Here is a 15,407-nt window from a genome sequence, read left to right as displayed (position 1 = left end):
ATCCGGGCTAGTCCAAGCCGATCCACACGGACTTGGTTTGGGTAAAGCCGAGCAGGGACTCCTCGCCAAGATCGCGCCCGTATCCGGACGCCTTGTAGCCACCGAACGGTGCCGCGGGGTCCAAGACGTTGTACAAGTTGACCCACACAGTGCCAGCCTGAAGCTCCCTGGCCACTCGGTGCGCGCGTTTGAGGTCGTCGGTCCACACCCCCGCTGCCAGTCCGTACGCGCTGGCATTGGCCCGGCGCACCGCCTCGGCTTCGTCGTCGAAGGTCAACACCGACAGCACCGGCCCGAAGATCTCCTCGGTGGCGATCGTCATGGCGTCGTCGACGTCGGTGAAGATGGCCGGCGTCAAGAAGTGGCCGTGACTCAGTGCGCCGCCGGGTCGCTGGCCGCCGCAGAGCAGGGTGGCGCCTTCCTGGGTGCCGGCGCGCAGGAAACCTTCAACGCGGTCGCGCTGGGTGGCTGAGACCAGGGGCCCCATCTCGGTGCTGTCATCGAGGCCGTGACCGAGCTCGATCGCCCGGGTCGCGGTCTCCAGCTCGGCGAGCAGTTCGTCACGCACGTCGCGGTGAACGAACAGGCGCGACCCTGCACAACACACCTGCCCTTGGTTGAGGAAGATGGCGGCCAGTGCCCCCTGGGCCGCGGCTTTGAGGTCGGCATCCGGGAAGACAATGTTGGCTGATTTGCCACCCAGTTCCAGGGTGAGTTTCTTGATGCTGGGTGCGCTGGCGGTGATTATCCGGCGACCGGTTTCCGTCGAGCCGGTGAACGACACTTTGGCCACCCGGGGGTCTTCGATGAGGGCCTGGCCGGCGGAAGAACCGAGCCCGGTGACCATGTTGAGCACACCCGGAGGTAGTCCTGCCTCGAGAGCGATCTCGATCAGCCGCAATGCGGTCAGCGAGGTGTGCTCTGACGGCTTGAGCACGACCGTGTTGCCGGCGGCCAGGGCGGGCGCCACCTTCCACGACGCGATCAGCAGCGGAAAGTTCCACGGCACGATCGCGCCGATGACGCCCAGCGGTTCCCGTTGCGTATACACCAGTGCCTCGCCCACCGGTGGTGAGACGGGCAGGGTCTGGCCGCCAAGTTTGGTTGTCCAGCCACCGAAGTAGCGCCAGATTTGACTGACCAATCCGATATCGATGTACAACGATTCCGTCAGCGGTTTGCCGTTGTCGAGCGTCTCGAGAGTGGCGAGTTCCTCGGCATGCGCCTCGATCGCGTCGGCGACGTCGAGCAGTATCCGGCCGCGGGCGGCCGGGCTCAGGCGACGCCAGTGTTCAAATGCCTCGCTCGCCGCGTCGACCGCCCGCGCCACGTCGATCGGACCACCCGCTGCGATGGTGGCCAATACGGCGCCGGTCGCCGGATCGGTGGTCACAGCCTCGGCTCCGTCGGCGGCCCCAAGCTTGTCCGCCCCGATGACGATGCTCGCCGACGCACCACGCAAAAACGTTTGCAGCGTCTCAGGTATGTCGATTGATAGCGTGGTCATCACAATTCCTTTGTTTGCCTGCATGTTTGTTGTAGGTGGGCGCTCTGTGCAGTGTCCGGTGATGACTCACCGGCCTCGGGTCTAACATGGTCACGGCCGGGATTGTCCGACTACGTTCCCCGGAAAAAGACGTCGATACGGCAGGTCTTGGTCACCGACTCTTCGCCAGCGGTGTCCATGTGTTGCGCACGAGTCTCCTGGAGCCGCTACGTTTCCCGGGCTCAGCGCGCGAACCATTCCCGAATCCTCGTCTCGCGAACGGCTAGGTGACCGTCCGAAGGCCCACTCAATAGCGGATGACGCCGCGGATATTTCTGCCCGACCGCATGTCCTCATAACCCTGATTGATGTCCTCCAGGTCGTACTCGGTGGTAATGAGCTCATCGAGCTTCAATTGGCCGAGAGCGTAGAGCTCCAGCAACCGCGGAATATCGTGCTGGCCGTTGGATGAGCCGAATAGCGATCCACGGATCTGCTTTTCATACAAAGTCAGCTCAAGAAGGTTTGTCGTGATAGTGGTTTCCTCCGGGTGTCCGATCGCGGTGACCACGACACGACCCCGCTTACCGATGAGACTCAGTTCTGGGCCCACCTCGGCGCCCTCAGCGACACCGGTGGTGACGATGCAGACATCGGCAAGCCTGCCGCGGGTCAAGTCGCTGATCGCGTTCCACGCCTCATCGATCGATGAGGCGGTATGCGTGGCACCGAACTCATAAGACTTGGCGCGCTTGAACTCAACAGGGTCCACCACCATAATCATGCGGGCACCGGCGATGCGCGCTCCCTGGATCGCGTTCATGCCGATGCCGCCGGCCCCGATGACCACGACGGCGTCTCCCGCCCGCACCTCGCCGGTACGCACTGCACTGCCGAAACCGGTGGTTACCCCGCACCCCACCAATGCAGCGGTATGCAGGGGAATATCGTCATCGATCTTGACCACCGACGCGGCAGGAACGACGGTGTACTCCGAAAACGTTCCGAGCAAACACATTTGACCGACGTCTTCGCCCCGCGCGTGAAAACGGTAGGTTCCGTCGAGTTGCGGTCCCAGCATCACCGCGGCGCCGGAGTCGCAGAGGTTCCCGATGCCGCGGGCACAGTAGGAGCATCGCCCGCAAGCGGGCAAGAACATCATCACGACATGATCGCCCTCGGCGATATCGGCGACATTGGGTCCCACCGCTTCGACAACGCCAGCGCCCTCATGCCCGCCCACCAGAGGGTATGGAAAGGGAAGGTCGCCAGTAACGAGGTGCTCGTCGGAGTGGCATAGACCGCTGGCGGCCAACTTGACGAGCACCTCGCCCTCACCGGGCGGATCCAAGTCGATCTGCTCCACCTGCCACTTCTCGTTCTGGCCCCACAGAACCGCAGCCTTCGTCTTCACTATTGATTCCTCACATGTTGAATGTTGTGTGCCCATCATCACAACGACGTGGCGCACACACCAGGGCCACCCGTGCCATCAGTGGCCCACGAGTGCCACGCAGATCGAGCACGCCTCGCGCAGCCTTGCACGGCGCCGCCGCACGGGCGACGCCAGGGCCAAGCAGGCAGGGAGAGGGTCCCCGCCGCCCGGGGGAGTGCCGCGCGACTGGCAGGCAGGTGTCACAGATACGGAAGACTCTCGCCGATCCCGCTGGCCTTGAGCCGCAGCAATGGCGGCGTCACGCTACTTGGCTTCCAGAGTCAGCTGCATGCGACCAGATTCGCGTCGCTCACTAACGCAACTAAAGTTAGGGCGAACGGGCCAGGCGCCGAGCCTGGACATCGCTGATGTCTAGCAACCCGAACTTGCCCGCCAAGGCAGCAGCGCTGATCCGGTTACTTACGCCAAGCTTATTTAGCAGCGTGGCCACCATGCGCTTGGCGGTTCGTTCCGAGACCAGCAATCGGTCGGCCATCTCCGCGTTCTCCAGCCCTGCCGCCAGCAACGTCCACAACTTCAGGTCCTGATCGGACAAATGCTCTAGCACTTCACTTGGGGGTCGGCGGGTCTGGGTCAGGAGGTCATCGAGGACGGCGCCATCGACAACCCGCATGCCTTCGGCGATCGTCCACAGAGGACCTGCCAGCGCTTCGGGCCGTGCGGTCTTGGGCAGGAAGCCGTCGGCTCCGGCACGCAACGCTTCTTCGGCCAGGTCGAGATCATCGGTGCCCGACAGCGCGAGGATCCGGGTCGTGGGGCTACGGCCCTTGATGTGGCGGATCGCAGCCAGTCCTCCCAGCGGGGGCATGGTCAGATCAACGATCGCGACGTCAGCGGCGCAGTCCGCGACGAGGTTCGCCGCCTCCTCGACATAGCTGGTTTGGCCCCCCACGGTGAAGACGTCCCCCCATTCGCGGGTGAGCAGCAAGGCTAGTCCCTGCGCAAACAGTTCGTGGTCATCGACGATAGCCACGACGATCCCCTTCCGGCCGCCGCTAGGCTTCATTGTTACGATGTTAGCCGCACCCCAGGATAAGGTCGATGAGACTGCATAACCGGGTCACCGCATTTGTCGACGGTGACGAATACGGACTGGCCCGCGTTGTGGTGGCAGTCCGGATGGCGGTAGTGGCGTCAGTCGGGGTGCTGGTGCTTGTGGGACCCGCCTGGGTTCGCCAGCACGTGCCCGCGGCTGTGGGCATTCTGATTGCGGCGACGGTGTACGCAATGGTGCTGTTGGCCAACCCGAAATTCGAGGCGCGCCGCACCCGGTACTCCTGGGCGGTCGCCCTGGCTGACAGTGCCATCACCCTTGCCTGGATCGCCGTCACCGGTGGACCGCATAGCCCGGTGGTGGCGGTACTTCCCCTGGTCGTTATCGCATCGGCGGCCCGGCTGTCATTCATCGAGACTCTGCTGTTATCGACGCTTTTGGGTCTGGCGTACACCGCTGTGATCGTGCCCTCTTCATCGACGCCAGCAACGGCGCTCAGCCCTTGGGCCCAGGCCAGCTGGTGGGCGCTGTATCTGTTGTTCGCGGCGGTTCTCACCGCGGGCCTGTCCACTTTGGCGGAGCGCGAACACCGCTCCAGACTGCGCGCTCTGGTCGAAGCCGAGACCCAGCACGCCGCGGCCGAGGAGGAACGCGATCTGCGCTCACGGCTGCTCACCTCTTACCAGTCCCAACAGGACGGGCTGCAGGTGCTGGTGCACGAGTTCCGCACCCCCATCGCCTCGCTGGAGGCACTGCTCGATGCACTGGCCGGCATCTCACCGATGACGGACGCCGACCGCAGCACCAGCCTGCAGCTGGCCAGCCGGCACACCCGCCATGTCGTCGACATGCTCGACGCACTCTCCGACGTCGCGCTGAGCCGACGCCCCACCTTTTCTGGGGGCAGGGTACGCCAAGTCGACGTCGCGGATATCGTCACCGCAGCAGCCGATGCGGTAGGCCTCACTGCGCCACGCCTACAGCTTGCGATGACCGCCGACCTGAGTGCTGTCGCGATCAACGCCCAGGGATTGCGTCGGGTGCTGACCAACCTGCTCGAAAACGCGGCCCGCCACGGCCGCGGCGCCCCGGTCGACGTCACGTGCAGTCGACACGGCAACGACCTCGTCATCGCCGTCGCCGACCGTGGCCCCGGAATCCCCGACGAGGATCTGGGAGAGCTGACAGCAAAGTACGTCAGTGCCGGCGGTCAGCGCGGCACCGCCGGTCTGGGACTGTGGATTGTGCAGCAGATCACCGACGCAATGGGCGGTCGGGTGAATTTCGCCGCTCGCGCTGGTGGTGGGCTCGTCGCGACCTTCCGTGTTCCGCTCATCACCGCGCCGCAACCAGACCCGCCCCCCGCTCCGCGCTGGTAGTCCGGACAACTTTCCGCGGGCCTCGTCGGCCAGTTGTCGGCGCCGCCAACGGCACGCAGCCCACTGGCCCACGCTGGCGTGATCGATCATGGGAACGAAAGGGGCGGCAGTCACCATCGCAATCTCGATTCGCAACGTCCGGCGCAGCATGACGAATCGGCTCCAGCCCGTCTGCGTGTGCACCGGATTGCCCGGCAGGAACTTCGCCGATCGGCGGTAGCTCGAACGTCCGGTGCGGCTCACGTCCGCATCCGGCCTCTTCCAGACGTGGCCCGCAGGGGTCATGACGTGGCCCGCGGGCCACTTGTCGTCGGCCTCGCCACCTATCACTCTTGATCGTGTTGAGGGTCACATTAGGCCGCGCGGGGTGCACGTCGAGGTGGAACGGCTCGGCGCGCAAAACGGTTGGGGCGAGATATGTTTCCGCTCATGCGCCCATTTTTCTGTAGAGCACCAGGTTGAGAAGGGACCAACATGACCGAAATGACGGTTGCCGCCAGCGACGCGACGAACGCAGCGTACGGGATGGCCTTGGAGGACATCGATGTGAGCAATCCCGTGCTGTTCCGGGACAACACCTGGCATCCCTATTTCAAACGCCTGCGCGAAGAGGATCCGGTTCACTACTGCAAGAGCAGCATGTTCGGCCCCTACTGGTCGGTGACCAAGTACCGCGACATCATGGCAGTCGAGACCAACCCGAAGGTGTTCTCGTCGGAGGCTAAAAGTGGCGGCATCACCATCATGGACGACAACGCCGCAGCATCGCTTCCCATGTTCATCGCCATGGATCCACCGAAACACGATGTCCAGCGAAAGACCGTGAGCCCCATCGTGGCGCCCGAAAACCTTGCCACCATGGAATCGGTGATTCGCCAGCGCACCGCGGACCTCCTCGACGGATTGCCGATCAATGAAGAGTTCGACTGGGTGCATCGGGTGTCGATCGACTTGACCACCAAGATGCTGGCGACGCTGTTCGATTTTCCCTGGGACGACCGCGCCAAGTTGACGCGCTGGTCGGACGTCACCACGGCGTTGCCCGGTGGCGGGATCATCGATTCTGAAGAACAGCGCATGGCCGAGCTGATGGAGTGCGCGACGTATTTCACCGAGCTGTGGAACCAGCGCGTGAATGCCGAACCCAAGAACGATCTCATCTCGATGATGGCCCATTCGGAGTCAACACGACACATGGCGCCCGAGGAATATCTGGGAAACGTCGTGCTGCTGATCGTCGGCGGCAACGACACCACCCGCAACTCGATGACGGGCGGTGTGTTGGCCCTGAACGAATTTCCCGACGAATACCGCAAACTGTCCGCCAACCCGGCGTTGATCAGCTCTATGGTGTCGGAGATCATCCGGTGGCAAACACCTCTTTCGCACATGCGTCGTACCGCACTGGAAGACATCGAGTTCGGCGGCAAGCACATCCGCCAGGGCGACAAAGTCGTGATGTGGTACGTGTCCGGCAACCGGGACCCCGAGGCCATCGACAATCCCGACACATTCATCATCGATCGCGCCAAGCCCCGCCAGCACTTGTCCTTCGGGTTCGGCATCCACCGCTGCGTCGGCAACAGACTCGCCGAACTACAGCTCAACATCCTGTGGGAAGAAATCCTCAAACGGTGGCCGGACCCACTGCAGATCCAAGTTCTTCAAGAACCGACCCGCGTGCTCTCACCGTTCGTCAAGGGCTACGAATCGCTGCCCGTGCGCATCAACGCCTGATGATCCACACCTGCGTGACCGAAGCCGTTGTGGTGGTCGGTGCCGGCCAGGCTGGCGCACAGTTGCCAGACAAGCGCACCTAGCATCTACGCAGCTGGTGACTGCACCCAGTACCCGAGCCCCATATACGGCCGACCAATTCACCTCGAGTCGGTGCACAACGCCATCGAACAGGCCAAAACGGCCGCCGCAGCGATCCTCGGCAGAGACGAGCCGTTCCGTCAAGTCCCCTGGTTCTGGTCAGACCAGTACAACATCAAACTACAGACGGCCGGCGTCAACGAAGGCTACGACGACGTGATCATCCGGGGTGATCCGGCCTCAGCATCGTTTGCAGCCTTCTACCTGCGCGCCGGGAAACTGCTGGCCGTCGATGCAATCAACCGGCCGCGCGAATTCATGGCGTCGAAAACCCTTATCGCCGAACGCGCAGAGGTAGACCCGACGCAACTCGCCGACGAGAGCCTCCCCCTCACAGCCCTTGCGGCGGCGGTCAAAGCCCCCACCCGCGCAACATCCCCAACCTCCCTCTAACCCACTGATAAAGGAATCGAAATGCCGAAGATCACCTACATCGACTACACCGGTACGAGCCGCTGCGTTGACGCCGAAGACGGCATGTCACTGATGGAAATCGCCGTCAATAACAACGTGCCAGGCATCGACGGGGACTGCGGCGGGGAGTGCGCATGCGCGACATGCCATGTGCACGTCGATGCAGACTGGTTGGACAAACTGCCGCCCAGCAGCGACCAAGAGGTGTCAATGCTGGAATTCTGTGATGGCGTAGACCACACATCCCGACTCGGCTGCCAAATCAGAATCTGCCCGACTTTGGATGGCATCCTCGTACGGACACCAGCTGCACAACACTAGCTACCCCGACCCGAGACCGCAGCTACACACGTTATCGAGACAGTCCCTCCCTGATTGGACGGTTCGTTGCCGCTCGACGAGCTTCTCGGCGACTACTTCATCCGTGATCTCCACACGCAGTTATTCGGGCCGATCTGGCAGTGGGGCGGGCGCGTCAGCTCGAACTCAACATCGGGGTCGCTCCCGAACTCATCGCCGTCGAGTTGCGCAACACGCTCGACTCCATTGCCTGGCGGTGGGAGCACACCGACGACTGGACTCCCCGCCAGTTGGGGATCGCGGTCCATGCCGAGACGGTTCGCATACACCCCTTCGTTGACGGAAACGGCCGCACAACAAGGCTTCTCGCTGACCTCGTGTTCGCCGCGGCCCAAGACCCCACCGTGGAGCAGTACGACTGGGATCTGGACAAGCAGCACTACATCGGGCTGCTGCGTGCGTTCGACGTGCATCGGGATGTGACGGACCTCGCGGCGTTCGTCGGGGTTGAGCAGTTCGACACGCAGGAGCCTTGAGGCGATTCGGTCATCGGCCCCGGGTCATCGAATTCAGTTGCGCATGTTGGCGAATGGGCGCATTCCGTGGTGGGCGCGGAACCGGACGATCATGTCTGTTTCGGTCGCGGCCGCCTCGGCGTCGTCGGTGACGCGCCATCCGACGAGGAGGCCGGCGTGGTCGGCCAGCTGCCATATCCGTCGGCCCCCGGAGTGGCCGACCGGTTCACCGGCGCCGAACCGGCGGAATTCGTCGAGCCGTTTACGCAGCCCGCGGCGTCCGGCGCTACCCGCATTGGCCTTACCGATGTAGACGATGCGGGTGCCGGGCACCCACAGCGCCTGCAGATCGGCGACGGGCTCGGTGGGGTCTTTGCCCTTGAAGTGGCCGGCGGGGGAGGCGTCGAGGAATGCGGGGGGATCGTCGGTCGGTCGCACGATGACGTAGACGCCGGGCTCGGTGGGGACGTCGGCGGTGGGCAGCGTGGCGAACGGCACCCACCCGGTGAAGGCGTCCAGATCGATCGGTTCAGTGGTCACGGCAGCTCCTGGTGCATTCGTCGAGCAGTTCGGTGTCAGCGGCGCCGGCGGCGTTCGGTATCGAGGTCGACGAGGCCCGGGCGGCCGACGTCGGCGATACCTTCTCGGCCCGCGGCCGCGACGATGCTGGCGCCCTGGTGCTCGGCGACTGCCGCGGCGATCCGGTCGGGGGTGGTGATGATCGCGTCGTCGGTCAGGTAGACCTTGGCAGCTTGGCGGCCGATGCGCATGAGGCGAGCTACGTGGTCCACGTCGTCGGAGATGTCCTGGCGGGCGACGTCCTCGCTGACGGTCAGTCCGTGTCGGTCAGCGAGCAGTTTGACGAGCAGGGCCGCGCGGTCGTCAAGCCACGGTGAGCGACGGGCCTTGCTCATCTCGGCACTGGGCGTCGACGTTGGGCTGCCATGCCGGAACCGTACCGGCCAGCCGCCGCCCGTCACTGCCGTTCGGAGTGAGCAGTGTGAGGGCCACGGCGCACTAAAATCGCGGGGTCGAGGGGCGCTGCAATGCGGGTCGCACTGTCACACCCGGGGGGCATCATCGCCCCGGAACAGTTGACCTGATCGGGCGCAGTGGAGGGGATCGCATGGCCGAAGACGCCGAAGAGTTGCAGCGACTGCTCAAGCAGGTCCGCGCCACGATCAAGGAACGCACCGATCTCGAACAGCGGTTCGCCAACCCGCAAGCGCTGCGGTCGGCGACGGAGCATTTCTCGAATCTAGATCTGCAGGCATGTTCTTGTGAATATCAACCAGATTCTTCAAACGTTCGTGCGGTGTCTTTTTGGCGTTCCGGGTCGCAACAATCGCGGTAACTCCGGCAATGATGAGAGGCATTAGCACAAACCTAAGCCAATCTCCCCAGGTGAAAAGCCATGTGAAGAGCATGGCGGACAAAAACTGCAACTACTAGAGCTGCCGCGACACCAAGCCCTACCGAACCCGCGTCGCTCCCGCACAATCACCTTTACGTTGGAGTACGTCCGGGGCGGTCGCCTCGGACGCTCGTCCGCGGTTCGGGGCGTGGCTCGACAATTACCTATTGCCCTTGGTGGCTCGGCGGGGAAGGCCACCCTGGGCCGTGACGGGTTGTTTCGGCCGCTGATTGAGATGTGTTCGCGAGCGTGTCGCTGTGTAAAGGTGTGCCGGCGAAACCACCCTGACGAGCCAGACGCATACGGAAGGGGCAGTATGGACGAAACCGTCTGGGTAGGAATCGATGTCGGTCGACATGAGCACCACGCCGCCGCGGTCGACGAGGTGGGAACGGTGCTGTGGTCCCGGCGGCTTCCCAACGATCAGCCGGCGATCGAAGCGCTCGTAGACCGGGTCGCTGACATGAAATTGGTGGTGTGGGCGATCGACATGACTGCACCGGAGTCCGCGCTGCTGCGGGGTGTGCTGGCCGCACGGCGCCAGCACATCCGCTATGTGCCCGGCCGGGTCGTGCACAGCATGACCGGCGCCTTCGCCGGCGAAGGTAAGACCGATGCCCGCGACGCGGTCGTGATCGCCCAGACAGTCCGCCTACGTGGCGATCTCGCGACGATTACCGTGCCCGACGACGTCGCGATCGAACTCGATCTGCTGACCGGACATCGCAACGAGCTCGTCGCTGAACGTACCCGAGGCATCAACCGCCTGCGCGGTCTACTGACCCGCATCTTCCCTGCACTAGAACGGTGTTTCGACTACTCGACACTGACCGGTCTGGCGTTCCTCACCCGCTTCGCCACACCGGCGGCGATCGCTGTGGCCTCCGACGAGGAGATTTACGATCACCTCCGCGGTCACGGCGTCCGCCGCCCGACGATCCCGAAGATGATCACCAAGGCGCGTGTCGCGGTGGCCGCGCAGACCGTCACCCTGCCTGGCGAGGCGACCACGGCACTGCTGCTGCAGCAGGCAGCGGCCTCCCTGATGGCGCTCACTCGTCAGATTGCCGAGCTGGACAAACAGATCACCGAGGTGTTCCGCCGCCACCGTCACGCACGGATTCTCGAATCCGTGCCAGGCATCGGCACCCGAAGCGGCGCCGAAGTAGTCGCGATCACCGGTGGCGACCTCACTTCGTTCGGCTCGGCCGCCAAACTCGCCGCCTACGCCGGTCTTGCTCCAGTACCGCACGACTCCGGAAACCGTCGTGGCACCTTGCGCAGACCCCAGCGCTACCACCGAGGGCTACGGAAGGTGTTCTACATGGCCGCGCTTAACAGCTCCCAACGCGACGGCCCATCTCGGGAGTTCTACCAGCGCAAACGACGCGAGAAACGTTCCCACGTCCACGCGCTCATCGCGCTAGCTGTACTGACCCGAGAGGTTGGGTACGCGGCTGGCTGGTGGTTGTCCTCCGAGTGCTGTGTGACCGCGGTGGTGATTGTAGTGATGCAGCCAGATCGGGAACTGTGCGCAGCGTTCGGTGTCGCTGGTGTAGAGCCGGTCGTAGGCCCATTCGTCGGCCAGGGTGCGGTGAAACCGTTCGACCTTGCCGTTGGTTTGCGGCCGATACGGCCGGGTTCGACGGTGGATGATCGATGGCCCGAGCGCACCGGAGAATACATGCGACTTGTAGCAGGAACCGTTGTCGGTCAACACTTTCCGCACCTCGATCCCGCACTCGGCAAACCACTGCTGGGCGCGCAGCCAGAACTGAGCGGCGGTCTCTTTGCGTTCATCGGTCAGGATCTCCGAGTACGCCAACCGTGAGTGGGCATCGATGGCGGTGTGCAGGAAGTGATAGCCGCGCACGGGGGTGCGGTACTTGTTCTGCTTGCCGCTGCTCTTGTCGGCTCGGCTGTTACGGCGTCCGGCGGTGCGGCCGAGTTTGCGCCAGCCACCGCCGGCAGGGATCTTGCCCAGTTTCTTGACGTCGACATGCACCAACTCACCCGGCTGATCAGCGGTAATACGGCGGATCACGCGCCCGGTCGGACGGTCCAGCCAGCGCAAACGAGCCAGGCCGTAGCGGGACAGCACCCGGTGCACAGTGGAAGGGTTCAGACCGAGCAGGTAGGCGATGCGGGCTGGTCCCCAGCGGCGTAGGACGCGGACTTTGATGATGCGTCGTTCGGTGCGGGTCGGTGTGCGATTGGGGCTGCAATGCGGACGGCTGCTGCGATCGACCATCCCGGCCGGCCCGTGTTCGCGGTAGCGGCGGACCCAGCGTTGGGCGGTGGTCGGGGCGACCTGAAAGCGTTCAGCGGCACGGCAAATCGACCAACCATCCTCCACCACACATCGAGCAAGACGTAGGCGACCCAGTTCGGTCAGTGGGGCGTTACGGTGGGACACGAAGACCTCCGAGTTGAGCAGTGCTTACCTAGGCAGTTCGCACTTCCTCGGAGGTCTTCGTCATGTCATCCCGCCACGCCGTACCTAACGTCCGTGGTTAGTACAGCTAGCCCGACGTCTCGTCGACGTCGTGTGGGCACTTATTCGAGATGGACGGTTGTGGACCCCCCAGCCCGTCGCTCCGCCAACGAACTCACCGGTTGCCGCGTAGATTGCTCGTTGCGAGCGCGCCTCACGAAAGGTGTCGGCGGAAGTTGATACAACTTTCGGGTGCAATCGAAACATGAGGGGTCTGCGTCGGAGCGTCGGCGCCACTGGCGCGGTGAGCGCAAGGCTGTGTTGGTTCGGGTGCCCGTCGGGCTCGCCGAGCAACTCGCGGCGGAAGCGTCGAGTCGAGGCACGTCTGTCAGCGAGTGTGCTGCCGCGATCCTTGCAGACGCACTACACGAAGGGTCAGTAGCGTGACTCGAGTTGTGCAGACCGCCGCCACCGAGGTTAAGGACACTCTCGCGCTGCGGAAGGCCCGTGGTGCGTTCTTCACACCGCCGGCGCTCGCCGACTTCGTCTCTCGTTGGGCAGTCCGTGATCCTCTTGACAGCGTCTTGGAGCCGTCGTGTGGCGAAGCTGCGTTTCTGACATCAGCGGCGAGTCGACTGGACGAGCTCGGGGCGCCACGTGCTCATGCCCAGCTCGACCACGTGCGAGTCCGAGAACGCCGAGAGCGCCGCGACCTTCCCCTGCCCAACAGTCCAGACAGCGACTGAGCGACGGCGGCCGCACGATTCGTGGTTGAGGCGAAGGCTGCGTGAGCGACACGCGAGCGGGGGTGTCAGATGGTCTGTGTAAGTCCAAGTACTCATCAGTGAGAGGAAGATCTATGAGCATGGCCCTAGACGACAAGCAGCACGACAACGGCGACCGGCAGTTGCCTGAGCTGGCCGAGCCGCGTTCGACTGCGGAGGTGGCCGAAGCGCTGCAGGCCTCGGGCATGGTCGATGAGCTGTTGGCCCAGATCGATACCGGCCAGGTCCAGATCACTGGCGACGGCGGCCTGATCCCGGGTCTGATCAAACTCGCCCTCGAACGCGGTCTCAAGGCCGAACTGACCGATCACCTCGGCTATGAGAAGGGCGACCCGGCCGGGAGGGAGTTGCCGAACTCGCGGAACGGGTCGAGCCCGAAAACGGTGCAGTCCGAGGCCGGGCCGGTCGAGCTGAACGTCCCCTCGTGACCGTGCCGGCACCTTCACCCCACGTCTGGTGCCGAAGGGCTCCCGCCGGCTCGGGGGGCTCGATGACATGATCATCTCGCTCTATGCCGGCGGCATGACGTTACGCGACATCCAGCATCATCTGGCCTCGACGATCGGCACCGATCTGTCCCACGAAACGATCTCCAAGATCTGCGACGAGGTCCTCGATGCGGTCGATGAATGGCAGAACCGGCCGCTGGAAGCGTTGTATCCCGTCATCTACCTCGACGCCCTGGTGGTGAAGGTCAAAGACGGCGCACACGTCCGAAACAGACACGCCCACATCGCTATTGGCGTGGACATGACCGGCGTCAAACATGTGCTGGGAATCTGGATTCAGGCCGAGGAAGGCGCGAAGTTCTGGGCCGGGGTATGTGCGAATCTGGCCAACCGCGGCGTGCGTGACGTGCTCATCGTGTGCTGCGACGGACTGACTGGATTCCCCGAGGCAATCGAGGCGACCTGGCCACTGGCCACGGTCCAGACCTGCGTGGTGCATCTGATCCGCAACTCAATGCGATTCGTGAACTACAAGGACCGCAAAGACGTCGCCCGGGCGATCAAACCGATCTACACCGCCCCCGACGCCGATACTGCCCGCCACGAATGGGAGGCCTTCCGTGACTCGGAACTGGGCGTCAAATACCCGAGTGCGGCAATGGCTTTCGACCGTGCCTGGGACCGGTTCATTCCGTTCTTGGCGTTTCCTCCCGAGCTCCGCAAGGTCATCTACACCACCAACTCGATCGAGTCGCTGAACTACCAGCTCCGCAAGGTGATCAAGAACCGCGGCCACTTCCCCAACGACGTCGCAGTCCGCAAACTCCTGTGGCTGGCCATCTGCGACATCGAGGACAAACGCGCCCGGCAACGAGAGAAGGAACGCGGCAAGCCCGCCGCCACCCGCAAAGCCCCCGGACGACTCGTCGAGGGGCAAGTCGTGACGAACTGGAAACAGGCCCTCGGGCAACTCGCCCTGGCCTACCCCGACCGCATCGAACCCCACCTCAACTAGTCCCCCACAGCAACCACACGAAACCCAGGAGTCACGTTCTTACACAAACATCTTGACAAGCTCGCCAGACGCAGCCGGCCAGTCGGGGACAACGGTGAATTACGGTGAGACATGAAGACCTCCGGGTTGAGGAGCGGTTCTTAGACAGCTCCACACCTCACTCGGAGGACCTCGAGGCTATCGCCTACACCCTCAACAGCCGTCCTAGAAAAGTCCTCAACTGGAAGACCCCCGCCGAAGTCTTTGGCGAACAACTACACTCGGTACAACAACCCGGTGTTGCATCGACCGATTGAACGCGCCCAGTACACTTCAAAGGATTTCGCGATACTCTGCGCAGCTCTGGGCGTTGTCCAGTCTATGGGCGCGGTGGGGTCAAGTGCCGATAACGCGCTCGCCGAATCGTTCAACGCCAGCCTCAAACGCGAGATCCTGCAGGACCGCAGCCAGTGGCCCGACGCTGCTACCTGCCGCCGCGACGTGTTCCGCTGGCTGGTCCGCTACAACCTCCGACGACGGCACTCCCGCTGCGCTATTCCAGCCCGGCCAGCTACGAAAACACCACACATTCGCTACGCTGTCAGAAGCTGCCTAATCCAAATCCCGTGTCCACCATCCGGGGTCAAGGCCCAGCTTCCGAGTTCTCGGTAAGCAGAAATGATGTCCATACGGTCCTTCGCAGACTTCAATGGAACTCCCGGGCGGTGATGGTGATCGGTTGGCACCTTCACCGTCATCGCCTGGGCCTTCAGTTCCGGGTCGACACGACGAACACAGGGTGGGGACTTTTATCTGGCCACCAGCGGGGACCTCGACCTGGCCACCAGTGGGGACTTTCTCATGGCCATGGACAAGATGCCGAGTTCATCGGCAATCTGCGTGATCGTT

General features: G+C 63.6%; 12 protein-coding genes and 3 pseudogenes. 9 read left to right on the top strand and 6 right to left on the bottom strand.

The window, feature by feature from the left end:
* Positions 1-7 precede the first annotated feature (7 nt).
* The 3 genes from GAA2_RS04500 to GAA2_RS04490 all read right to left on the bottom strand — a co-directional run bounded on the left by GAA2_RS04500 (position 8) and on the right by GAA2_RS04490 (position 3,948).
* Positions 8-1,507 carry an aldehyde dehydrogenase family protein gene (locus GAA2_RS04500; protein WP_096273206.1) on the bottom strand — a complete coding sequence of 500 codons (1,500 nt, stop codon included), beginning with the start codon at positions 1,505-1,507 and terminating at the stop codon, positions 8-10.
* A 286-nt stretch (positions 1,508-1,793) separates the two neighbouring features.
* A complete protein-coding gene (locus tag GAA2_RS04495) occupies positions 1,794-2,900 on the bottom strand; it encodes an NDMA-dependent alcohol dehydrogenase (RefSeq protein WP_006438774.1) in 1,107 nt (368 codons plus the stop codon).
* Positions 2,901-3,249: 349 nt separating this feature from the next.
* Positions 3,250-3,948, bottom strand: a complete 699-nt coding sequence (locus GAA2_RS04490; RefSeq protein WP_096273204.1) for a response regulator transcription factor — start codon at positions 3,946-3,948, stop codon at positions 3,250-3,252.
* A 35-nt stretch (positions 3,949-3,983) separates the two neighbouring features.
* Here GAA2_RS04490 and GAA2_RS04485 point away from each other — a divergent pair, with 35 nt between their 5' ends.
* From GAA2_RS04485 to GAA2_RS04465, 5 genes are all read left to right on the top strand, one after another.
* Complete coding sequence (locus GAA2_RS04485) at positions 3,984-5,315, top strand: sensor histidine kinase (RefSeq protein ID WP_006438772.1); 1,332 nt, start codon at positions 3,984-3,986, stop codon at positions 5,313-5,315.
* Positions 5,316-5,789: 474 nt separating this feature from the next.
* Positions 5,790-7,052 carry a cytochrome P450 gene (locus GAA2_RS04480; RefSeq protein WP_006438771.1) on the top strand — a complete coding sequence of 421 codons (1,263 nt, stop codon included), beginning with the start codon at positions 5,790-5,792 and terminating at the stop codon, positions 7,050-7,052.
* A 153-nt stretch (positions 7,053-7,205) separates the two neighbouring features.
* Positions 7,206-7,586 (top strand): oxidoreductase C-terminal domain-containing protein, encoded by a 381-nt coding sequence (locus GAA2_RS04475; protein ID WP_024498990.1) that lies wholly within the window; start codon positions 7,206-7,208, stop codon positions 7,584-7,586.
* A gap of 21 nt (positions 7,587-7,607) precedes the next feature.
* Positions 7,608-7,928 (top strand): 2Fe-2S iron-sulfur cluster-binding protein, encoded by a 321-nt coding sequence (locus GAA2_RS04470; protein ID WP_006438769.1) that lies wholly within the window; start codon positions 7,608-7,610, stop codon positions 7,926-7,928.
* A gap of 140 nt (positions 7,929-8,068) precedes the next feature.
* Complete coding sequence (locus GAA2_RS04465) at positions 8,069-8,443, top strand: Fic family protein (protein WP_006438768.1); 375 nt, start codon at positions 8,069-8,071, stop codon at positions 8,441-8,443.
* A gap of 33 nt (positions 8,444-8,476) precedes the next feature.
* Here the strand turns inward: GAA2_RS04465 and GAA2_RS04460 are convergent, their stop codons facing one another.
* Together GAA2_RS04460 and GAA2_RS04455 are read right to left on the bottom strand one after the other, a co-directional pair.
* Positions 8,477-8,962 (bottom strand): hypothetical protein, encoded by a 486-nt coding sequence (locus GAA2_RS04460; protein WP_006438767.1) that lies wholly within the window; start codon positions 8,960-8,962, stop codon positions 8,477-8,479.
* Between the two features lie 35 nt (positions 8,963-8,997).
* The gene (locus GAA2_RS04455; RefSeq protein WP_006438766.1) at positions 8,998-9,336 is read right to left on the bottom strand and encodes a hypothetical protein; all 339 of its coding nucleotides are present in this window, start codon (positions 9,334-9,336) and stop codon (positions 8,998-9,000) included.
* Positions 9,337-9,548: 212 nt separating this feature from the next.
* Between GAA2_RS04455 and GAA2_RS04450 the strand changes: the two genes are divergently transcribed.
* Both GAA2_RS04450 and GAA2_RS04445 read left to right on the top strand, forming a co-directional pair.
* A complete protein-coding gene (locus tag GAA2_RS04450; RefSeq protein ID WP_006438765.1) occupies positions 9,549-9,776 on the top strand; it encodes a hypothetical protein in 228 nt (75 codons plus the stop codon).
* A gap of 295 nt (positions 9,777-10,071) precedes the next feature.
* Positions 10,072-11,205 (top strand): annotated as a pseudogene (locus GAA2_RS04445) (IS110 family transposase); the annotation flags it as partial.
* A gap of 54 nt (positions 11,206-11,259) precedes the next feature.
* On the opposite strand, the gene GAA2_RS04440 reads toward GAA2_RS04445, so the two are convergent.
* Positions 11,260-12,252 (bottom strand): IS481 family transposase, encoded by a 993-nt coding sequence (locus GAA2_RS04440; RefSeq protein WP_191834752.1) that lies wholly within the window; start codon positions 12,250-12,252, stop codon positions 11,260-11,262.
* Between the two features lie 877 nt (positions 12,253-13,129).
* On the opposite strand from GAA2_RS04440, the pseudogene GAA2_RS04435 reads away from it, so the two are divergent.
* Both GAA2_RS04435 and GAA2_RS04430 read left to right on the top strand, forming a co-directional pair.
* Positions 13,130-14,519 (top strand): annotated as a pseudogene (locus GAA2_RS04435) (IS256 family transposase).
* Between the two features lie 306 nt (positions 14,520-14,825).
* Positions 14,826-15,076, top strand: a pseudogene (locus GAA2_RS04430) (integrase core domain-containing protein); the annotation flags it as partial.
* Between the last annotated feature and the right edge of the window lie 331 nt (positions 15,077-15,407).

It is taken from the genome of Gordonia ajococcus (assembly GCF_012974285.1).
Taxonomy (GTDB): domain Bacteria; phylum Actinomycetota; class Actinomycetes; order Mycobacteriales; family Mycobacteriaceae; genus Gordonia; species Gordonia amicalis.
This window is presented reverse-complemented; position numbering and strand designations above follow the sequence as displayed.

Excerpts from the sequence above, each read along its gene's own strand:
- GAA2_RS04500 (WP_096273206.1), bottom strand. The coding sequence starts at position 1,507 with ATGACCACGCTATCAATCGACATACCTGAGACGCTGCAAACGTTTTTG.
- GAA2_RS04490 (WP_096273204.1), bottom strand. The coding sequence starts at position 3,948 with ATGAAGCCTAGCGGCGGCCGGAAGGGGATCGTCGTGGCTATCGTCGAT.
- GAA2_RS04485 (WP_006438772.1), top strand. The coding sequence starts at position 3,984 with ATGAGACTGCATAACCGGGTCACCGCATTTGTCGACGGTGACGAATAC.
- GAA2_RS04480 (WP_006438771.1), top strand. The coding sequence starts at position 5,790 with ATGACCGAAATGACGGTTGCCGCCAGCGACGCGACGAACGCAGCGTAC.
- GAA2_RS04470 (WP_006438769.1), top strand. The coding sequence starts at position 7,608 with ATGCCGAAGATCACCTACATCGACTACACCGGTACGAGCCGCTGCGTT.
- GAA2_RS04455 (WP_006438766.1), bottom strand. The coding sequence starts at position 9,336 with ATGAGCAAGGCCCGTCGCTCACCGTGGCTTGACGACCGCGCGGCCCTG.
- GAA2_RS04450 (WP_006438765.1), top strand. The coding sequence starts at position 9,549 with ATGGCCGAAGACGCCGAAGAGTTGCAGCGACTGCTCAAGCAGGTCCGC.